Annotated in this window: 18 protein-coding genes and 1 pseudogene; 13 read left to right on the top strand and 6 right to left on the bottom strand. The window is 40.0% G+C overall.

What is annotated here, in order from left to right; genetic code table 11:
• The first annotated feature begins 98 nt into the window (after positions 1–98).
• From J3998_RS13300 to J3998_RS11975, 7 genes and pseudogenes are all read left to right on the top strand, one after another.
• Complete coding sequence (locus J3998_RS13300) at positions 99–491, top strand: DUF4345 family protein (RefSeq protein WP_208150912.1); 393 nt, start codon at positions 99–101, stop codon at positions 489–491.
• A gap of 987 nt (positions 492–1478) precedes the next feature.
• A complete protein-coding gene (locus J3998_RS11995) occupies positions 1479–1748 on the top strand; it encodes a hypothetical protein (protein WP_208150911.1) in 270 nt (89 codons plus the stop codon).
• Positions 1749–1760: 12 nt separating this feature from the next.
• A pseudogene (locus J3998_RS13425) lies at positions 1761–2387 on the top strand (chemotaxis protein CheB); the annotation flags it as partial.
• Positions 2388–2432: 45 nt separating this feature from the next.
• Complete coding sequence (locus J3998_RS11990; protein ID WP_279576310.1) at positions 2433–4583, top strand: CheR family methyltransferase; 2151 nt, start codon at positions 2433–2435, stop codon at positions 4581–4583.
• Positions 4584–4655: 72 nt separating this feature from the next.
• Positions 4656–6860: an EAL domain-containing protein gene (locus tag J3998_RS11985; RefSeq protein ID WP_208150909.1), complete on the top strand. Its 2205-nt coding sequence runs from the start codon at positions 4656–4658 to the stop codon at positions 6858–6860.
• Positions 6861–6900: 40 nt separating this feature from the next.
• The gene (locus J3998_RS11980; RefSeq protein ID WP_208150908.1) at positions 6901–7302 is read left to right on the top strand and encodes a hypothetical protein; all 402 of its coding nucleotides are present in this window, start codon (positions 6901–6903) and stop codon (positions 7300–7302) included.
• A 30-nt stretch (positions 7303–7332) separates the two neighbouring features.
• Entirely contained in the window at positions 7333–10587 is a 3255-nt protein-coding gene (locus J3998_RS11975; protein WP_208150907.1) for a PAS domain-containing hybrid sensor histidine kinase/response regulator, read from the top strand.
• Between the two features lie 46 nt (positions 10588–10633).
• Here the strand turns inward: J3998_RS11975 and J3998_RS11970 are convergent, their stop codons facing one another.
• The 3 genes from J3998_RS11970 to J3998_RS11960 form a co-directional block, all read right to left on the bottom strand.
• Entirely contained in the window at positions 10634–11266 is a 633-nt protein-coding gene (locus tag J3998_RS11970) for a response regulator (RefSeq protein ID WP_208150906.1), read from the bottom strand.
• Between the two features lie 209 nt (positions 11267–11475).
• Positions 11476–12423: a sensor domain-containing diguanylate cyclase gene (locus tag J3998_RS11965; protein WP_208150905.1), complete on the bottom strand. Its 948-nt coding sequence runs from the start codon at positions 12421–12423 to the stop codon at positions 11476–11478.
• A gap of 50 nt (positions 12424–12473) precedes the next feature.
• Positions 12474–13304: an alpha/beta fold hydrolase gene (locus J3998_RS11960; protein WP_208150904.1), complete on the bottom strand. Its 831-nt coding sequence runs from the start codon at positions 13302–13304 to the stop codon at positions 12474–12476.
• 682 nt (positions 13305–13986) lie between these two features.
• Here J3998_RS11960 and J3998_RS11955 point away from each other — a divergent pair.
• The 6 genes from J3998_RS11955 to J3998_RS11930 all read left to right on the top strand — a co-directional run bounded on the left by J3998_RS11955 (position 13987) and on the right by J3998_RS11930 (position 19714).
• Positions 13987–14343, top strand: coding sequence for a hypothetical protein (locus tag J3998_RS11955; RefSeq protein ID WP_208150903.1), 357 nt, complete (start codon positions 13987–13989; stop codon positions 14341–14343).
• A 120-nt stretch (positions 14344–14463) separates the two neighbouring features.
• Positions 14464–16488 carry a copper resistance system multicopper oxidase gene (locus J3998_RS11950; protein ID WP_208150902.1) on the top strand — a complete coding sequence of 675 codons (2025 nt, stop codon included), beginning with the start codon at positions 14464–14466 and terminating at the stop codon, positions 16486–16488.
• 25 nt (positions 16489–16513) lie between these two features.
• Positions 16514–17230 carry a copper resistance protein B gene (locus J3998_RS11945; RefSeq protein ID WP_208150901.1) on the top strand — a complete coding sequence of 239 codons (717 nt, stop codon included), beginning with the start codon at positions 16514–16516 and terminating at the stop codon, positions 17228–17230.
• A gap of 69 nt (positions 17231–17299) precedes the next feature.
• Positions 17300–17785, top strand: coding sequence for a c-type cytochrome (locus J3998_RS11940; RefSeq protein ID WP_208150900.1), 486 nt, complete (start codon positions 17300–17302; stop codon positions 17783–17785).
• Positions 17786–17795: 10 nt separating this feature from the next.
• Entirely contained in the window at positions 17796–19304 is a 1509-nt protein-coding gene (locus tag J3998_RS11935; RefSeq protein WP_208150899.1) for a multicopper oxidase family protein, read from the top strand.
• A gap of 107 nt (positions 19305–19411) precedes the next feature.
• Positions 19412–19714 (top strand): rhodanese-like domain-containing protein, encoded by a 303-nt coding sequence (locus J3998_RS11930; RefSeq protein ID WP_279576307.1) that lies wholly within the window; start codon positions 19412–19414, stop codon positions 19712–19714.
• A 37-nt stretch (positions 19715–19751) separates the two neighbouring features.
• Here the strand turns inward: J3998_RS11930 and J3998_RS11925 are convergent, their stop codons facing one another.
• The 3 genes from J3998_RS11925 to J3998_RS11915 all read right to left on the bottom strand — a co-directional run.
• The gene (locus tag J3998_RS11925; protein WP_208150897.1) at positions 19752–20264 is read right to left on the bottom strand and encodes a hypothetical protein; all 513 of its coding nucleotides are present in this window, start codon (positions 20262–20264) and stop codon (positions 19752–19754) included.
• Entirely contained in the window at positions 20242–20640 is a 399-nt protein-coding gene (locus J3998_RS11920; RefSeq protein WP_208150896.1) for a helix-turn-helix domain-containing protein, read from the bottom strand. Before J3998_RS11920 ends, J3998_RS11925 begins: the two co-directional genes overlap by 23 nt.
• A 186-nt stretch (positions 20641–20826) precedes the next feature.
• Positions 20827–21543, bottom strand: a 717-nt coding sequence (locus J3998_RS11915) for an IS3 family transposase (protein ID WP_208150895.1), incomplete at its 5' end; no start/stop codon positions are given.

The following is a 21543-nucleotide window of genomic DNA, read 5'->3' as shown; positions in this document are numbered from 1 at the left end:
AAAGCTGAGTTGAGTCATGAAACCTATCCCAAAATAGTCAAAAGAGTGCGAATTATCTCACAGAGACAAAAACGGCGGACTTGTTACGTGTTTCCCTAGTGGGAGCATTTATTTCTTTAACGCCTAATGAGTATTTGACCAGTATGAATGTATCATTCGGATTAGAGGTAAATGGCAGTATCGATAACAACCTTGGAGCACCAATTAGTTTGCTAAGTGACCTGAGAGCCATGGGAGGAATGATGTTAGTCATTGGACTCTATATTCTGATGGCAAATTTTCAAAAAGATTTAATGAAATCCGCTGTATTCATTTCTGCAGTTTTTTATACAACCTTTTCTGTATTTAAAACCTTAAGTATTATGTTAGACGGTACTCCCCAATTCGAGATTCTGCTGGCATTCCTAATTGAATTGATGATGGCTTTCTCGGGATTATTATTGATCTTTTTAACAAAACATCGTTACGAAACTAAGGGAAGCGCAGAATAAGTCCCCATTGACTTCAACGAGGTGTTTGAAACAGTCAATTCTAGGCAGGTTTCACAAAGCATAGCCATCGCTATGGTTAAGAAGCCTAACAACGAAGTGACGCTTCCAAACCTCGCCCGTAGGGGCTTTGTAAAATTTGACTAAGCGGCGTTGTCTCTTTTTGTCAGGTCTAGACATGACGGCAAACAGACGCCTTGCTTAGCCTAAATTTTTCTTTGCCTAAAGCCATTAGGACTTATTCTGCGCTTCCTAAGAAGCTTGTTGACCCGGTTCTAAACACTTAATTGACTCGATGTCGGACAATACAGCAACCTTAACCAATATGAGCTTTGTGCAATTAAACATTCTGGTTTTGTTAAAAATTGCATTTTTGAAGGACCTCATTACAAAAATACATTGAACAAGGGTGTAAGTCATATAAGTCTGAATTTGTACAGCTTACACCCTCTTTCGAACGTCTGATTTTAGACTCTTTCAAATTCTTTGACATTATTGCTTACAGTCGTAAGTTCGAGTGATTCGGCATGCGCCGTAATCTATAAATCGCTATTGTTAAAAAATTTTCTTTGCTGAAATAATGCCAATTGTAAGGTTATCCACTGCCTAAAAAAGAATAGACGGCCATAATTATCAGATCAAAACCTTACGACTGTAACCTCCTACTTTCAGGACAAGGAACCATCGAAATATTGATCTCTATTTGGAAAAACCGCAGATCCAAGTCAAACATTCATTCTATAAGTATTTTTTACACGTTTTGTAAGTTACAATATGCTATGTCGCGTCAAGATGAACTCGGTGAACTGGACATTTTTGACGAAAAACAATAAACGATACGATTTGTATTTGGTCAATAACAATACATTTGAAAAATTAGAGATCAGAACTTGTGTTTCTGTTATATGATTTACAGATTAGCGTGAATCGTATCCCCAAAAGTCTAGACAACATTTCTCTCGCATTGATTAAAAGTATAAGGTATTAACGGTGTCCGATAACGAAAACGAACAAACAAGTAAAAATTCAGAGTTAGCATCTACACCTAGTACACACAGTGATACTGAAAAAGCCATCTCTGATTCTGATTCTATCGAAACCTACTCGAATGATATCGAGGCTTTAAATGAAGACTTAGAGCGCCAATCAAATCCTTTAGTCGTTGTGGGAATTGGCTCTAGCGCTGGCGGCCTTGAGGCTTTGCAAGTGCTTGTTAGCGGATTACCTGTCGACAGCGGCATGAGTTTTATTCTTGCCTAACATTTATCTCCGTCTTATAAAAGTATGATGGTCGATTTGTTGGAAAAGGATTCCAATATCCCAGTCGTTGCCGCGAGAAATGGAGAGCCTCTTAAACCAGACACTCTGTATGTCTGTCCGCCTAGCTATAATATTGAAATCTCAAAGCACGACACTATCGTGCTTTCATTGATGAGCGAAAACCGTCATATCCCTCGACCTTCGGTCGATATGTTATTTGAATCGCTGGCGATGGCAAAAGGTGAAGCAGCCATTGGTATCGTTTTATCCGGTACCGGAACGGATGGTTCGCGCGGTATCCGAGCGATTAAAGGTGAAGGCGGCTTTGGTGTTGCACAAGATCCAAACACCGCCAAATACGATGGCATGCCGAATTCAGCCATTAACTCAGGTAACGTTGATTTAATTCTGCCGCCTGAAGAAATTGGTCCGGAATTACAGAATATATCTAGCTTCCCTCGTCAGGTTCCGCTTGGATTCGAGACAAACTTATCACGCGAATCCTATTTCGAAATTCTAAGAATTTTAAAACGTCGCTTTAAAATTGACTTCACCTTATATAAAGAAACCACGATTATGCGTCGTATTGAACGACGTATGACCGCACTTAAACTGATTAAAGTTAAAGAGTATGTCACTTACTTAAGCGATAAAGAAACCGAAGCTGAGCTCCTATTTAATGACATGTTAATTGGCGTCACCGCCTTTTTCCGTGATGCTCGTGCCTTCAATTACCTACAAGACGAACTTAAACATTACCTAAAGTCGAAAGAAAATAAAGTCATTCGTGTTTGGACGCCTGGCTGTTCAACGGGGGAAGAACCATACTCAATCGCCATTATTTTGTCCGAAATTTTAGGCCAGACTATTGAAGAATATAAAATTCAGATTTTCGCCACCGACATTGATAAGCGAGCGGTAGAGTTTGCCCGTAATGGCGTTTATCCAGAAAGCGCTCTACAGAACTTGCCAGATAAAATTAAACGCAAGTACTTCACGGTAGACGGCGAACATTTCCAAGTTATCAAACCGGTTAAGTCAATGGTTATCTTCTCGGTACATGACCTAACCGTGGATCCTCCTTTCCTTCGACTTGATCTATTATCATGCCGAAACCTACTCATTTATTTCAACCTGGAATTGCAACGTCAAATTTTGCCGGTGTTCCATTACGCGCTTAATCCGCGTGGTCTGCTATTCTTGGGACAATCTGAGTCTATTGGTGTCTTCCAAGAAACCTTTAGATCGCTATCAAAAAGCGGCAAGATTTTTGAGGCCAACTTCTTAGGGAAAAAAGTCCCGCCAGAAAGAAATAAATCACGCCGCAGTTTGGTGGATTTCGTCCAAGACATGCCGACAGAAAAAGCACAACGTAGCTCTGCTGCGAAAAAAAGTGTCGACACTTTAGGCGATCTGATTACCCGTAAAACCCGTGAATTGATGCTGCCTTATGCCATCTTGGTTAACGACAATCTTGATATCGTCTATTCACAAGGTAAAAATCCGTTATTAGTTCGTCCTGAGGGGTTACCGACTAATAATATCTATCAGAATATTCACCCTAGCCTAGCAATCGATTTACGCTCATCGTTGCATTTACTGGATTCAGGGCAGTCTATTGCACATAGTCCGTTCCAGAAAATGGTGATTAAAGAAGAAACTTCATGGGCTCGTTTAATTCTGATTGATATCGAGCACCAAGCCGGCATGGGGCATTTAATCCTCATCTTCTGTCAGATTGAAAATGTTCTTGACCTACCAATTACCCAAGTTGAGGGTGGCGAATCAAATCAAGCCCTATTTAAAGAACAAGAACGTCAGCTGTTAAAAACCAAAGAGCAGCTACAAACCGTCATCGAAGAGCTAGAAACCTCGAATGAGGAAATGCAATCGATGAATGAAGAGTTGCAAAGTTCGAATGAGGAATTGCAAAGTTCGAACGAAGAGCTGGAAACCACTAACGAAGAATTACAGTCAACCAACGAGGAATTGCAAACAGCTTATTCAGAGTTGCGCGTTGCTTATGAAGACAAAGACCGCCAACAAATGGAGTTAGAGCGTTTAGCAAATGAATTGGAAAAAACCAATACCTTATTGATGGATGCCGAAACTCTCGGGAAAACAGGTTCATTTAGATGGAATGTGCCGGTTAATACCATGGAATGGAGCCAAGGTGTATATCGCCTATTAGGTTTAGAAATCGAAAATTATCAGCCGACTTATGAAGCCTTAGTTGGATTAGTTTATTCCGATGATCGTAAAATATTCGAAGATTTTATTGATAATGTCTTATCAAGGAAACACGCCGAAAGCATTACCTTTAGGGCTTGGAATTCAGAAAAACAGAATATTTGGCTAAAACTTGAGGTTGCGGTTTCTTTCAACTCGCTAAAACAGGCGCAGTATGTAATGGGAACGGTCACCGACATTACCCAATTAACCGGTACGCAGAACGAACTACAGCATCACAAAGGCATGGTTGAAGCACTCTCCAGCACGCTTGGCTCAATCTATATTTTCGATTTTGATTTAGGTCATATTTCCTATGTCAACCAGCATTACAGTGCAACATTTGGTTATACACAGGGCGATTTTAAAGAGCATAACTTAGAGGACTTTATGAAGCTGATTCACTCTGATGACCGCACCAAAGTTCAAGAACATTTCGCTAAGGTTAAAAACAGTAATTTAGGTGAGGTCTTCAACATCAATTTTAGATTCAAGCCTAAAAATGGCGAAGGCTATCTCGAAATTCAAAGCAAAGACACGCTACTAAAAAGAAACGAAGGGGAAACACAACAACCACATGCAATGCTATGTGTCCTTTCTGAGTAAATAGACACAGGCAAGGTTTAGGTTTCTAGCAAATATTAGTTGTGGCTTTAGGAGTGAAGATTTTTTACCAGCATGCAATACTTAATTGATCATACAAGGATTGTTGAGATTGAGTCGAATTTTGATAAATACGAGGCATTATTCCAAGCCTTGTCTACAGAGCAAAACGCTCAAGTCAAGGCGAATCTATTAGCAGAATATTCAACGTTAAAAAATCAGGTAACCACCTCCTATAACAAACTGATTGAATCACGCAATCAGTTTGCCGATTTATTTGAACAAGCCCCTATCGGTTACCTTCTGTTAGACCGAAAGCAGCAAATCATCGAAGCTAATGCAAAAGCGCGATCAATTTTTAAAATTGCCGTTTATGATGATTTACATGCCGAACAAAAATCCTTTTCTAACTTTGTTATTAACGGCTTGGCGAAATTTCTTGATTGGGTCAATAGTGAATCGTCGGCGTCAATTGAAATCTCATTGGCAAATCAAGGCGTTCATGGTAATCGCATTAAACTTTTTCAACATTCTTATCATCTTTTAGGACAGGAATTTACGCTCTTATCGTTAATTCCAATCAACAAAGAACACGAATTACTGAGTTCGCTACAGATCTATAAGACCCTGTTCGAATATGCGCAAGTCGGCGTTATAATTGCCGATCGTGACCATAAAATTCAAGAAGTTAACGCGGCATTTACCAAAATCACCAAGTATCGCAGAGAAGAAGTGCTGGGGAACAGCCCAGATATTTTCTACTCCTTTAAAGATAAAGAAAAGCACTACGAAGACATCTTTAAAGAGTTACAACAACAAGGTTACTGGACGGGTATTGTTGATATTTTGACTAAAAACGGTGATGTCTTTCCTGAGGAACTTGAACTCATCGCCATTTATGATGAAGCAGAACGAAGTTCGCAGATCACACACTACATTGTGATATTTAAAAATGTCAGTAATCATATCGAGAATGAGCGTAACCTACTCGAAATCTCTGAAATTGACGCCTTAACCGGTTTATTAAACCGCAAAGGTTTCAACCGCCTTTTCCAACAGAGGTTTGAAGCATCGCAACGTGAAGGCGCTGAATTAACACTGGTCTTTCTCGACCTTGATAACTTCAAAGGGTTAAACGACCGCTATGGACATAATTATGGCGACGAATTACTTATAAATTTCGCCAAACGACTCCGCAATGGTTTAAAGAAGAGCGATAAAATCGCCCGCCTCGGCGGTGACGAATTTGTGATTATTCTGTATGGTGAGATTCCCGCACCGGCTATAGAGCGCATCACCAATAAACTTGTCGAAGATGCATCCCGCGTTTATCAACTTTTTGATATTACCTTTAAATGTTCTGCAAGTATCGGCATTGCGAGCTATCCGCAAGATGCAATTGATAAACAATCGCTTTTACAGGCAGCTGATGCCGCCATGTATCAAGCTAAAAGAGCCGGAAAAAACCGTTTTCAGTTCTTTAACAAAGCGCTCTTCCAAACAGAAAAGGATCGAGAAAATAAACTTGATGCAATCAATGCCGCTATTAGAAATCGCGAATTCGAATTTTTTTTGCAACCGCAACATAGCATGAAATCGGGCACATTAATTGGATTTGAAGCTCTGCTCAGATGGCGCACGAGCGACAACCAAATTGTGCTGCCAGCAGATTTTCTTGCCGATATTGAAAATCGAGAAGAGTTCATTACACTAAGCATACAAATAATTAATCAACTCGTAATGCAGATTGATGTGTGGATCAAGCACGGTTTTAAATGGCCGGTAGCGATTAACTTAAATGCTTACCAACTGGCACATTCTCGAATTAAGAAAGCTTTTTTCAAGATTGCGGAAAATTACCCTGATGTCATTGCACTGATCGGTATCGAGGTCACCGAAACCGCTATTTTTGAAAACGACAAACAAATTGAAGCCAACTTGACAGAAATGCAAACACAAGGGTTTAAAATATTTCTAGACGATTTCGGTACCGGCTATGCATCGATTTATAGTTTGAAAAAATTTCACTTCCATGCCATTAAAATAGACGGAAGCTTTATTAACGACATCTTATCCGAGGATCACAAACAATTAACGCTGCTGGACGGCATTATCCAGCTGCTGCAATCGATGGAACTGGATATTATTTGTGAAGGCGTCGAAGAACAAAAACAACTCGATTACTTAGCCGAAAAAAATTGTGATGCCGCGCAAGGATACTTTTTTCAAAAACCTCTTCCAAGTAAACAAATTTGGGCTTATATCAAAAACTATCTATAAAATAACAATAAAACGAAAACATGAAAGCATTGGGAAAAATATGCCAGCAAAAAAACCCTTCTACGCCACTTTAAATAGCAAGAAGACCATCTTGAATTTTAGCGATGTTGACAACATTTTAGGGTACGGAGAATTCGGTAATGTTCTTATTGGGCATTCATTTAACAGCTTAATCAGTAATGACAGCACTTTGGTCTATGAAAAGACGATTAACAAGATCATTGCCAACGGAGAAAAAAATGGAAAATTTCTCTCATTCCAAGTATTTAATAGTGATGGACTCAGAATTTTAATCGACTTCTACATACAACTCAGCAACTTAGGAGAGCAAAACTATATTTCCGTTATCGGCTTCGAACATCAAGAACGTGAAATCAACCAATTGTCTTTAAGTAAATCCAAAATGTTATTAAACAGCATTAAAAAAATGGATCTCATATAACCCTTTTACAAAATGCCACGGTGCCATGTAATGCTTCTAAATAAGAAAAAATTTACTCTACTCTCCGTACTCATCGGCATTTTGGTATCGATTATTTTCAGTGCAATTTATGTCCTGTTCTTTGCCGGTTCTGAACAAAAACTCGCTCTGCATGATGCCGTTAAGGTATCGCAAACACGACAACAGCAAGTCCAAGAGTTTATTAATTTCGCCGACCATAACATCAACACCTTAGTCCATGCCATCGACTTTAATAACTTAGCTTTTCATCAGAACAACTCAAGTTTTCAAGCCGCCCGAAAAACCTTAAAAGTGCTGATTAACGGCGTGCCAGATATGGCACAAATTCGTCTCATTGATGAAAATGGCATGGAACAGATTCGGTTTGATCGCCTTCGCACTAACGATCAAGTTGTCGAAGCGACTGGACCGGCTTTACAAGACAAATCAAAACGCTATTATTTTTTAGACTGCATCAACCAATCTCAGTCCAACCGCTGTTACTCGGTCATTGATTTAAATGTCGAGAACGGTGCGGTTGAGGTTCCGTATGTACCGACACTTCGCGTTAGCTATCTAGTGAAAAATCAGGCCGATAAACCATTCGTACTCGTCATTAACTACTACATGGCTCCTTTTTTGCAAAAGTTAGTCGAGGACTCTCGCTATTTAACCATTCTTGCCGATAATCTCGGCAACTCGGTTTTCAGTAATTACCCCGATTACCAATGGAGCCGCCAAATAAAAACGCAAAAAGGACTGCAACAAATTCCCGAATTTTCCGGCTATTTTGAAAAATTTAAAGTGCAAAATCTTCTACAAACGGACGATTTTGTCTCGCGTAAACTTGATGTGCCAATTCGAGATGGGCTATATTTGGTCTACTTTTTCGACCCTTTATTGAAACAAAAAACACAGAATAACCAAATCCTATTTTTACTTGTTATTTCAGCGCTTACCATGATTTTAGTCTTTCTGTTAAGCCTGGTTTACTACCGTTTTCTGCTGGGTAAAAGAACCATTAATCAAATTCGTTCTCAGGAAAAACTCTATTCAGCGACCTTTAATAATTCCGCTATTGGTATTGCTCATATCGATTTGAACGGTTATATACTCAGAGCCAATCCGGTATTTTGTGAATTTTTACACATGGCACAACCCAAAGCCGACAGCATCAATCTGTTTAAACTTCAAAATGCGGAAGACAATGCCAAGCTACAACAACAATTTATCGCTCTGAGTCAGGGAAAATCTCAAAGCCTCGAGAAAGTACTGGCAACCAACATTGGGGCAGATAAAACCATCTATCTGGATTTAAGAGCAAAATTCATTAACGATACCGATTTAAACGAGCAATTTATTCTGATTGCCTGCTCAGACATTAGTCACCGCATTCAGATGGAAAAAGATTTACAACATGCGATTCAAGAATCGACAAAAGATCGTGCTAAGGCGGACAGAGCCAATTCTGCCAAATCAGAATTCCTAGCACACATGAGCCATGAAGTGCGAACCCCTTTAAGCGGCGTGATCGGTTTGATTGAAATGTTATTGGAAACCAAGTTGACTGCTTATCAAACCGAGCATTTACAACACGCGTTAAAATCCTCTAAATCACTACTGTATATCCTCAATGATATTTTGGATTATTCAAAAATTGAAGCGCGCAAATTGGATATTCAAAACGCCCCCTTCCAGCTTGACGAGATATTACGAAATCTGTACCAACTCTTTGCTCACAGCGTACAACAGAAATCTCTGAAGCTGTATTTCATCACTGACCCGAATATCCCGAACCAACTTGTTGGCGACGGTTTACGCCTCCAACAGATACTGAGCAATTTTTTAAGTAATGCCAGCAAGTTTACCGAGCACGGCCACATCATCCTGCAAGTGTCATTGTTAAACCAAACCAGTCTCTCAGTAACTCTCGATTTTAAAGTGATCGATACCGGTGTCGGCATAAGCCGTGAAAATCAACACAAACTTTTTCAAGCGTTTAGCCAAGAGGAAGTTGATACCTTCAATAAATATGGCGGTACCGGGCTTGGCCTAGCAATTTCAAAAAAATTGGTCGATTTAATGGGCGGTTCTATCTCCTTCGAATCGAAAAAAGATCAAGGCAGTACCTTTGGAATTGAACTTCCATTTAAATATCAACCCAGTGACACCGATAATCAGGACTTGCATGAATTTTCTAAGTCCCAAATACTGGTAGTCGAAGCCGATGACTTGCTCAGAAAACAACTTAGCTCGGTTCTTCAATATTTACATTTGTCTTTTTCCGTAGTCGAAAATCTGCAACAAGCAGATCAGGAACTTGCCGAAAATAGTTACGATTTTGTTTTGCTAAGCGATGCACAAGAGTTTAATTCGGCAGTGTCGTTCGGAGCAGCCAAAATAATTAGAATTAGCTCCCCTCTTAACCAATCCGCTGAGCATGAAAATAAAAACCGACAAGCACAGACTCTGTTGCAACAACCTTTTACTTGTTCTGCACTTCGATACAGCCTAATAGGAAACACTCAGGAAATGCTTATCACCCAGACACCAAGCTTGAAACATAATAATTCCGGTCTAATCGCATTATTAGTCGAAGACAACGAAATTAATCAGATCGTGGCACAAAATGCGCTGGAAAAACTTGGCTTGAAAGTCGAACTGGTTAAGAACGGTCAACAAGCGGTAGAAGCAGCTAAACAGAACCCATTCGACATTATTCTCATGGACATTCAAATGCCGGTTATGGACGGTTACACTGCCTCCAAGCAAATTCGCCAGTTTGACCAGAAGACACCCATTATCGCCTTAAGCGCGGCCAATAAACCACAAGACAGCAGTAAGCTTGATGAATGTGGAATTAATGATTATTTAAGTAAGCCGATCAATCTAGGAAAACTACAAAATATCATCGCCGAACTCACTGGCTCCACCATCGAAATCGAAAACACTAAATCAACCGGACAATTACCGCAAATTACAGGCTTTGATGGCGATGCTTTAATAAACAGATTACATATTAATCCAAAAACAATTTTGACGATGTTGAAACGATTTTGCGAAAGCTATCGCAATATTGAACAGGAAATTCAAGACTTAAATAATCCTTCCGACGAGCTCGCTAACTACATACATAAACTTAAAGGCATTAGCGCGAATCTCGGTTTGCTGAAAATACATGAATTGGCTATCGACTGTGAACAAGACAACTTCGCTGAAGATTCACTTTTAGCTTTGATAGCCGCGAGTCAAGAAATGGTTAGAAAAATTGAAGCAGCCCTTTAAACGATTGAAAACCGGCTATTCATGCAGTACAAGATGACCAGAAAATTCACAGCCCCATGGTTTTTTTAGTTGATGCAATTAATTCTTCTTGTCGAGTGAGCAGATCGCTTAACTGCTCCAAAGTTCTTTGATTATTATGCGTTCTTAGTTTCACTCTTTTATAAAGTTCGGCCTTTTCAGAAAAGTTTTTTTCACGATCTTGAAACCCGTCTTCAACTAAATTCTGGCACTGAGATAACTCTTTACTCAAAGACTCTATTTCTTTACCCTGAGTGACATTTTCGGCAAGGAGACGTCTTTTCATTTCTCCTTGTCGTATATGCAAATCAAGGCGAATTTTTAACTCAAGAAAATTTACAGGCTTAATCATAAAGTCCACAGCACCAATATGAAAAGCTTTTATCAACATATCGGTCTCTTCCAAGGCCGTTAAGAACATGACAGGGATATGGGATTTTTCGGGATTACGCTTAATTAGCTTACATAATTCAAAGCCGTTTGTTTCCGGCATAGAGATATCTAAGACAATCATATCGGGATTCTGCATTTCTAGGACTTTCAACGCACTAGAAGCAGATATCGATGTCGTAACATCATAAACGTCACCAAGTTCTGTTTTGAGTAGTTCGAGCATAAGCTCATCGTCATCAATGGCTAATATTTTCTTTTTTAAATCCATTTTCTCGGCCTATTGCAAACAGAATTTACATTTATTGATTTTACAGAATAAGTTCTTATCTAGTAAGTAAAACTCCTCTAGCTTACCTATACATATCGATCAAGTAACGCCGATGACTGAAAGGCTTGTACTAAGGAAACACTGAAAAAGTCCATATGAACTCAAGAGCAACCCCGCTGAAATCAATCGGGACTTCTGCGTTTCCCTAATTATTGACACTCCACTGTAGAAGTCATAACAACTTGATTGCGACCTTGTTGTTTTGCTTGATAAAGCGATTCATCTGCTCGTCTGTAAATATCCTCTTTGCTATCGTTTTTATGGCTATCGGCGACACCAAAACTGGCTGTAACCTGTCCGCAAACAAAGGTAGCATGATGAATACTGCTACGACATCTTTCAGCCACTTCAGCAGCCGTTTGCAGTCCGGTATTGGGCAAAATAATCGCAAATTCTTCACCACCAATTCGGGCTAACACATCGATTTCGCGTATGGTTACTTGCAGTACTTTCGCAATCTGCTTTAAAACCGAGTCGCCACTGTCATGACCGAACGTATCATTAACATGCTTAAAGCGGTCAATATCAAAAATAATCAGACAGAAACAACGTTGATGCCTTTTAAAATACGCGAGTTTTCGTTCTATTTCTTGATCATAAGCGCGTCGGTTTGGTAACCCTGTAAGACTGTCTGTGACCGTCAACAACTGCAACGTTTTATTTAATCGTAACAGTTCATCTTGCTTAACAATCAACTGTTGTTGAGCAGATTGTAATTCGCAATTTAATCGCTCTTTTTCGCGACTAATTTCTTCCGCCCTTTTACGCTCTTTAATTAATTGTTCTTCAATTAAATAGCGGCGATCCATTTTCATCAATGCATAACTGAAATACATCCGTCCATCATGCTCAATTTGTTTTACATTGACCATGAAAGGCTGAGGTTGTGCTCCTTGTACCTTAAATTGCAGGTAGTTCTCTTCGGTTTTCTGATTTTGTTGTAATGTCGGCAGGATATTGCCAAGAAAGAGTATCTGGCTCGGCTTCGTCAGTAAGGCTTTAATATGCTGGCCAAGTATTTGATCTTCATCTACAGCTAGCCATTGACACAGAGTAGCATTAATTGCGGTAATTTTATTTTCGAGATTAGTGGCCAAAAAACCGCATGGGATTGAATCTAAATTAACTTTAACATTAGACTGCAATGCTAATTTTCTCCAGTTGCTTTAATACAATTTTCAATGCCTTGGATTACTGCATTAGGGCTGGTAATCTGAGGATAATGCCCTGAACCGTCAATCTTAGTTGTCTGGCAGACAGGTATATGTTGTGCAAGATAGTTAATGACTTCAATCGGAACAATGACATCTTCAACACAATAAAGAATACACACCGGTATGGGTATATCACCGATCTGATCTCGAATATCACATAAAAACGTGACTTTAGCAAAAGTTTGCGAAATGACGGGATCACTGCGAAGAAAACTCAATTTTAAATTATCACTATATTTATCATCGTGTTTTTGACCAATTGCAATCGGTGCCAGATAATTTGCCCATTCAAAATAGTTTAAGCTCATCATATCTAGCAGCGACATCACATCATCTTTATCAAAACCGCCAAAATAATCCGGCTCATTAATGTAATGCGGTGATGGCCCTATGGTGATTAGCTGAATAAACAGATCAGGGCGCTTAATGGAGGCAAGCATACCGATTGCGCCACTGACCGAATGACCAACAAAATAAACCTTTTGAAGAGCAAGGCTATCGCACAAAAGAATCAGGTCATCAGCATAAGCCTCAAGACTGCTATAGTGCTGATGATTATACAATCGTAAGTCGGAACGCCCACAACCGACATAATCAAAAACCACAACGCTATAGCCGTCAGAAAATGCGGGAGCCACTTTGTCCCAAACACTTTTATCACAGCCAAAACCGTGCCCGAATAACAAGGTAATATCGCCATCACCGTACTGCGAGATATTATGCTTTGTGATAATAGATTGTTCGCTGTTTGCTAGTGCTACCACTGTGAGAGCTCATTTCTAGTAGAAGATTAAGGGAAATACGAATTACTTCCGTATTAAGTATATAAATAAATCTAAATGCATCAGATTAGATTGTAAAGCAATTGCTCGGCTAACAAGCCACGAAACATATCCGATGGCAAGTTAAGAAAGCGCAGAACAAGTCCAAATGGCTTTAGGCAAAGAAAAATTTAGGCTAAGCAAGGCGTCTGTTTGCCGTCATGTCTAGACCTGACAAAAAGAGACAACACCGCTTAACCAAATTTTGCAAAGCCCCTACGGGCGAGGTTTGGAAGCCTCACTTCGTTGTTGAGTATTAGCGTTTAAAGGCACATAGTATTGCTGCATTGAGGTATCCAGCGTTTGCTGTTTTAATTTCCCCAACAATTGCTATTTATTTGGTTCGACTTTGAACTAAATTAGCTCCCACCAGTAAATAAAAATATAGGGGATGACGGACGTGAGATTTCTGAGCAATTTTATATAACTGATCGATATTGTTGGTGTTTCGCAGCATCAACAGGCTGTTCATTTCCGACTGTTTTTAATATTTAACAATATTTAAAGCGCCCGGCTGCAAGTATGCTAAGTTTAAAACTCTTGATTCTTAAATCAAAAAGAGTAGTATTAGTAATAACTCATAAATATTGAACTAAGTGACGCCATGTTTAAAAAGTTCCTAATCATGTTATTTCTTATTCAAAGCCTTGCTGGTTCAGCATGGGCGGGGATAGATATGTCTATGATTAATGGCGCAGAAAAAACTCAAATGCAGATGATGCATGCAAATATGAAAATGGCTTCCGATAACTTTTCATGCATGCATTCCAACAGTGATATGAGCCATCTTCAAAATTGCTGTATTGATTCTTGTGTCGATGTTTTGTGCCTTTCTTTTCACAGCTCAACAATTTATATAAATAATCTTAATCCTGTTGGGCTTAATGACATAACCATTGTGTCTACCGTTGATTTGCATGGTTTCGAGTTCAATACACGATACACTAAACCTGAAACTCCACCACCTTCCTCCATCGCCTAACAAGGCGAGAAATCTAAGATTAACCTAAACCTATACCTAAATATCGTTTAGCAAAAACTCTACTTTTCGCCTTAAAACATTAAATTGTAGTTTTTACTTTTGTTTTTAAGGAGTTAGGTCATGAAGACTAATATTCAAAATACTCAACTATCACGTCGTCAATTTGTGAAAGGCGTTACTGTAGCCTCAACAGCGGCTGCACTGGGGACTCAAATTCCCCGAGCTTTAGCCAACAATGAGTTTATCTCAAACAACACAGAGAAATTTTACCCAAGACAATCTCTTTTAAGTGGGACTGAGTTTGATTTAACCATTGCAGAAAAACGCGTCAATATCACAGGCAAAACACGCGTGGCAACCTTGGTCAACGGCTCACTTCCAGCCCCTACATTGGTATTCAGAGAAGGCGATACCGTCACCTTAAGAGTTAAAAACGAACTGGATGTGGATTCATCTATTCACTGGCATGGACTCATCTTGCCAACCAACATGGACGGTGTTCCTGGATTCAGTTTTAATGGAATCAAACCCGGTGAAACTTATACTTATCAATTCACTATTCAACAAACCGGTACTTACTGGTATCACAGCCACTCCGCATACCAGGAACAGACTGGCGTATACGGCGCAATTGTCATCCTTCCCAAAGAAAGTGAACCTGCGCAATCGGATTATGACTACGTTGTACAGCTTTCTGATTGGTCTGATACTGCACCAGAGACCATCTATGCCAACCTGAAAAAAATGGGAGATTTCTACAATATTGGTCAGAGAACCGTTGGTGACTTTTTTAACGAAGTCAGCGAAATGGGCTTTGCCAAAGCTTGGGAAAATAGAAAAATGTGGAACACCATGAAAATGACAGATCGCGATTTGTCTGACGTTTCCGGTGCAACCTACACCTATCTGATGAACGGCCTATCTCCTAACGCTCACTGGCGTGCACAAATTGAGTCTGGCAAAAAAGTTCGTCTACGTTTTATTAATGCCGCCGCGATGACATTTTTTGATGTTCGCATTCCAGGGCTCAAAATGACGGTCATTGCTGCCGATGGGAACCTCATTCAACCTGTAGAGGTGGATGAATTCAGAATCGGTGTGGCAGAAACCTATGACGTCATCGTCGAACCGGATTCAAAACAAACATCTTATGCCATTTTTGCACAATCCATTGACCGAACAGGTTATGCCATCGGTTCATTAACTACGGATGCTAATCAGATTGCTGAGACACCCGAAATGGATCCGTTACCGATTCTCACAATGACCGATATGGGGATGGATCATGGTGACATGGAAGGTATGAGGCATGCTGGTCACGATATGGGTTCAATGAACAACAACAGCATGGATCACTCCGGTCACGATATGGGTTCAATGAACAATAACAGCATGGATCGCTCGGGACACGACATGAATTCGATGAATAATCACTCTGATGGTCATTCCGATCATAATGCGCCAATGGCACATGAGACCCCTGATTACAGCCACGCGTTAGCGATGGAAAAAATGAAAATGGGCATGGATGTAAGTGACGTTGACCACTCCAAACACTCTCACAATGCACAGGCAATGAATGTTGATTTGGATTCAGCTGTGATTCCAATGGATATGAATCCTCAACTTCCACAAATGGAGGTGCCTAGAAAAGAGGGGCCACAAATTGATATGCGTGCTATGGGGGCCAAGTATCGTTTAGATGATCCGGGCGTAGGGTTGCGAAATAACGGTCGCAGGGTTCTGACCTATGCCGACCTTAAAAACCTCTACCCGACCCGTCATGAACCAAAACCAAGCAAAGAACTCGTTCTGCACCTAACTGGGAATATGGAGCGTTATATGTGGTCGATTGATGGTATTCCTTTTGATGAAGCACCGCCGTTAAAGTTCGAATACGGTGAACGAATTCGTATCACATTTATTAACGATACGATGATGAATCACCCTATGCACCTTCATGGTGTCTGGAGTGATTTAGAAACCGGGGATGAAAATCATATTCCGAGAAAGCATACGATAGTCGTACAACCGGGCGCGAAAATCAGTTACCGCGTGACGATGGATGCGCGAGGTGATTGGGCATTCCACTGCCACATGCTCTATCACATGATGGGCATGTTTAGACGCGTACAAATTCGATAACCGGTGAAATAAAAGGAATGAAATCATGAAAAATCTAATTCAAAAACCAGTTTCTATTTTGATTCAAGCATTTTTTGCAACAACCTTAATTACAGGGATTGCCCAAGCGGGCGGCGAAAGAGATCCATTACTGGCCTCTTTAATCGTGGATAACCTGGAAATAAGCAATCAGGAAAACAACCCGACAGCTTGGGCGGCAAGCGCATGGGTAGGTAAAGACTGGCATAAGTTATACCTCAAGTCCGAAGGTGAAAGCGTTCAGGGAAAAACAGAATCCGAAAACCAACTGCTGTATTCAAGGCCAATCGAAAAATTTTGGGATTTACAACTGGGATTGGCTTATGACACGACACCTGAAGCCAACCAAACCTGGGCTGCTATTGGTCTGCAAGGTCTTGCTCCCTACTTCTTTGAAACCAATGCACTTTTATTGGCAAACTCTGATGGCCTAGGGATTCGTTTAGAATCGGAATATGAGGCGTTATTCACTCAAAAGCTGATTTTAACGCCTAGTATTGCGCTAAGTGCATATTCTTTTGATAACGAAAAAATGGGCAAAGGTTCGGGGTTATCCAACCTAAATATAGGCTTACGTTTGCGTTACGAAATCACCCGTAAATTTGCGCCTTATATTGGTTTAACCTACAACCAATTCTTTGGCACAACTGCAGACTATGTCAAGGCTGAAGGCGGTAAGGAACAAGAAACCAGCTTAGTCGCAGGGGTTCGTTTCTGGTTCTAATTTTTTATTCGGTTAAGGAGGCTGTAGAAACTAAAGCTTCCTTAACTTAAACAAGTCTAAGGAAATTGTATGAAATACTTGTTTATTCTTTTAAGTACTACTTTATTGTCTGCTTGTACAGATACAAACACACAATCTCAATCATCAGAAAATGACACTAGTAGTGCTAATAACAGTACCGTTTATTCTGAAAAAGCAACAACAAAACGATGGTATTCAACTACAGATGTACAAATGGGTAAAAAAGTATTCTTAGCCAATTGTGCAGCATGCCACGGAGATCAGGCTCAAGGTCTGGTGAAAGATTGGAAACAAACTCTGGATAATGGCAAATACCCAGCACCACCTTTAAATGGTTCCGCGCACGCTTGGCATCACCCTTTAAAAATTCTCAATCGTACCATTGTCTATGGTGGCATTCCTTTGGGAGGCACTATGCCAGGATTCGAAGATAAGTTATCGCAAACCGAGCGATTGCAGGCGATTGCTTATTTCCAAAATTTTTGGTCTGATGAAATTTACCAGGCTTGGCTAAACCGTGGCGGTCTAAAGTAAGGAGAACACTATGAAAAGGCGTGACTTTATTACTAAGGGATTTGCCTCGGCAGCAGGAATTGTAACAGGCTTAAATTGTTCTAGAATAAGTGCTAAATCTTTTGCTGATTCAGATTTTCTATCCGTAAAATTTCCATTACGCACATTCAATTTACCACCTGTTGAAACAGGAGAAAGTATTCAAGGAAAGCAAGTATTTAAATTAAATATTCAACAAGGTGAAACCCGTATCCTGCCTGACACGACAACTCAGACATTAGGTATCAATCAATCATTCCTTGCCCCCGTCCTTCAAATGAAAAAAGGGCAAACCGTAAAAATGCAAGTCAATAATCAACTCAATGAACCTGTTGCATTGCATTGGCACGGGATGATTCTGCCAGCTAGTGAGGACGGAGGGCCGCATCAAGAAATCGCTCCTAACAAAACTTGGAATGCTGAATGGAAAGTGATTAATGACCCATCCACTCTTTTTTATCACTCTCATACTCACCATAAAACCGGTGAGCAAGTCTGGAAGGGCCTTGGTGGACAAATGCAAATTATTGATGAGGAACGTGATAAAGCATTAAACCTACCGCATGAATATGGCGTTGATGATTATCCTGTCATCATAATGGATCGTTCATTTGATGAAGCCGGTGAATTCTACTACAACAATCAGCGCATGAATAAAATGCAAGGAATGCATGGTAACGTAATGCTAGTTAATGGAGTTGCTAATTCTGTACTGGAACCTGAGAAAACCCGCATTCGCCTCCGCCTACACAATGCGTCTAATGCGAGATTTTATGATCTGGTTTTTTCTGATTTAAGAACATTTGAATTAATTGCCACTGATGGCGGCCTTTTGAGCCAAGCCATCACTACTAATAGAGTGCGTTTGGCACCATCTGAACGAGCGGAAATCATTGTTGATTTATCTGATCGAAAGTCCATATCTCTGCGTACAGTTAAAGGTTACGGAAACCTATCAATGGGTATGATGAGAGGCATGGTTCGTGGAAACTTAGATCAAACATTCGATTTAATGCATATCGATCCTAGACACTCGGAACGGGTTAAAGCTAAAACTCTTAGCCAACTTGTTCTGCTTCCAGATTGGTCTAATCAAGCAGTCGCCCAAACTAGAAAAATGAATTTAGAAATGCAAATGGGGCCTCAAATGATGTTTGGTAACGGTGGCTTATCTATCAATGGGCAAAGCTGGGATATGAATGTCGTTAACGAAACACTCAAAGTAAACACCTTTGAAATCTGGGAACTGCAAAACCCTTCGATGATGCACCATCCTTTTCATGTACATAACACACAATTCAAAGTGCTTGAAAGGAATGGAAAGCCTCCACTTTCATGGGAATTGGGATTAAAAGATACTGTAACCGTTCATAAGGATGAAACGGTAAAAATATTGCTGCCGACAGGCCCTTATTCAAGTTCATCTGATGCTTATATGTACCATTGCCATATTTTGGAACATGAAGATGCTGGAATGATGGGGCAATTTATTGTGGTGTAGGTCAATAGCTTAAATGTATAAACTGTGGGGAGTTGCTTTATGGAGTTTTATGACGAGTCTAGTTAGCCGAACACATCAGACCAAATACGCCATTAGAGCCGATCTCGTTGCAAGCGTTAAAGAAAATGCAACTCAATGACGAGCCTTTCACATCACTTGATGTGCGTCCACAAGATGAGTTTTCAGCAGGTCATCTTCCCAGCGCCATTAATATACCTATTGATGAATTGCCAAAAAGCCTTGGAAAACTTAATAACCAGAAACCAGTAATCATTTACTGTCGTGGACCTTATTGTATGTGGTCTCATGAGACTGTTGAAGCTCTTCGTGCAAAAGGATATGAAGCGAAACGTTTGAATGAGGGTTATCCTGAGTGGCAAGCACAAGTCTACAATAGCAATATGACTTAAATCTTTTGAATTCAAATTTATGTTGTTAGCTTACTGTTCAGCTGTATCGCTTCTTCAATGCGACCGCTAAATCATCAATGTGTCTTGTTGGCTCAATACCATAACGTGCTAGAGGATAAATCAATAAACCATACGTGATTAGACTTAATAAAATAATCAAGTTATCAGGCCATTTATGAATTTTGTATGTGTCCATTATCTCTGTTGCAGCCCAAGAAAAGATCAGGCTCACCAATACAAAAATCAAAAACATAAAATAGTTAAAAAATTTACTGTAATTGATATTTAATCTATTTAAATCTTTGTCCCATTTCAAAAATCCAGCTTGTCTCACTCTATATACTTTTTGAACTGAAAAATCACATTCATTAATCAAATATTCAAGCTCAATTCTTTCTAAACGGCTACACCAAATTCCAGTTGATTGAAAAAACTCAGCCTGTAATTGTGCTTCACTTTTTTTATCAGCCGGAAGAATAATGACATCGCGCTGAGCAACGTTTTTAGCCTTGTTGATTATTTGCAAATTAGTCTTTTCCTGAATGGTCAATAATGTCTCGACCTGCTACATTTTTCACAGTTGATTCAAAAGTCTGATTGGTAGTGTGTTCTGACGGTTTAATGCCCTGAAGCCTCTGTAAAGCTTCATACTTAGCCAAGAAATCTGCTTTTCTCCACTCTTCAATCAAGTGTATTTCGTCATCATTTAGCTTTGGCTTTTTGTGACCGGTAATCAGATAATCAATATCAAAACCGACCAGGGATAGTTTGATGAGCACTTCAGTACCAGGCATTGCCTTGCCGCGCTCATACTTGCCCCACATTTCTCGTGAGATGCCTATAAGTTCAGCTATTTCAGCCTGACTTTTTATATTTAGTAGCTCTCTTTCTTTTAGTAGCCGTTTAGATATGGAATCTTTTTTCACATAAAACCTTTACAAAGAGAATTATTGTTCTCATAATTTAGTCAAATATACTAAACATCATTTACATACAGGAACTAATTATGACACCTGAAGAAGTAAAAGCCAAATTTAGAAAAGAAGGTAAAACCTTTACCGAGTGTGACCTTTCCCCTGAATTAGTACCATTCTCTTGATGAGACTTTTTCATTATGCCACCTGTTTCGCATACACAGCTGGCGGTAAATAATTCAGTGAACTATGCGGTCGAACATTGTTGTAGTGCTCTCGCCACTGATCAATTTCGTATTTCGCTGCGTCTAATGTTCTGAACCAATGCTGATTGAGACATTCGTTTCTGAATTTGCCGTTTAAGCTTTCCACAAACGCATTTTGGGTCGGCTTTCCTGGCTGAATAAATTGCAGCTTAACGCTAGTTTCTTTAGACCAGAAGAACATCGCCTTTGATGTAAATTCAGTCCCGTTATCGCAGACAATTCCATTGGGCTTGCCTCGAACTTCAATGAGCTGTTCTAAAAATCGAGCGACTTGCCTGCCGCTAATCGAAACGGACACAAGTTGACCGATCATCTCTCGAGTACAATCATCAACCACATTCAACACTCTGAATCTGCGACCATTGGATAGTTGATCCGCTACAAAATCCATTGACCAGCGTTCATTGGCTGCGGTTGGTAACAGCATTGGCATACGAGGTCTTTGTATCTTCTTGCGCTTCTTGGTTCTGACCTGCAAGCCTTCTTCAGTGTATAAACGATAAGTCTGCTTCTTGTTTTTGACGAGCTTTTCACCGCGGAGTAATCCGTGTAAAAGCAAATAACCGTAACGAGGATACTGAGATGCCAGTTCTCTCAGGCGTTTACGAATCGGTTCATCGGATTTTGCACGTTCAACATATCGATACGC

Source organism: Thiomicrorhabdus marina (genome assembly GCF_017571465.1).
Classification (GTDB): domain Bacteria; phylum Pseudomonadota; class Gammaproteobacteria; order Thiomicrospirales; family Thiomicrospiraceae; genus Thiomicrorhabdus; species Thiomicrorhabdus marina.
The sequence above is the reverse complement of the archived record's forward strand: the minus strand, read 5'-3'. Positions and strand labels throughout refer to the sequence as shown.

What these genes read in the sequence shown, in the direction of transcription:
- J3998_RS11990 (WP_279576310.1), top strand. Translation starts at nt 2,433, where the DNA reads ATGTTAATTGGCGTCACCGCCTTTTTCCGTGATGCTCGTGCCTTCAAT.
- J3998_RS11985 (WP_208150909.1), top strand. Translation starts at nt 4,656, where the DNA reads ATGCAATACTTAATTGATCATACAAGGATTGTTGAGATTGAGTCGAAT.
- J3998_RS11980 (WP_208150908.1), top strand. Translation starts at nt 6,901, where the DNA reads ATGCCAGCAAAAAAACCCTTCTACGCCACTTTAAATAGCAAGAAGACC.
- J3998_RS11975 (WP_208150907.1), top strand. Translation starts at nt 7,333, where the DNA reads ATGCTTCTAAATAAGAAAAAATTTACTCTACTCTCCGTACTCATCGGC.
- J3998_RS11970 (WP_208150906.1), bottom strand. Translation starts at nt 11,266, where the DNA reads ATGGATTTAAAAAAGAAAATATTAGCCATTGATGACGATGAGCTTATG.
- J3998_RS11955 (WP_208150903.1), top strand. Translation starts at nt 13,987, where the DNA reads ATGTTATTTCTTATTCAAAGCCTTGCTGGTTCAGCATGGGCGGGGATA.
- J3998_RS11950 (WP_208150902.1), top strand. Translation starts at nt 14,464, where the DNA reads ATGAAGACTAATATTCAAAATACTCAACTATCACGTCGTCAATTTGTG.
- J3998_RS11945 (WP_208150901.1), top strand. Translation starts at nt 16,514, where the DNA reads ATGAAAAATCTAATTCAAAAACCAGTTTCTATTTTGATTCAAGCATTT.
- J3998_RS11940 (WP_208150900.1), top strand. Translation starts at nt 17,300, where the DNA reads ATGAAATACTTGTTTATTCTTTTAAGTACTACTTTATTGTCTGCTTGT.
- J3998_RS11935 (WP_208150899.1), top strand. Translation starts at nt 17,796, where the DNA reads ATGAAAAGGCGTGACTTTATTACTAAGGGATTTGCCTCGGCAGCAGGA.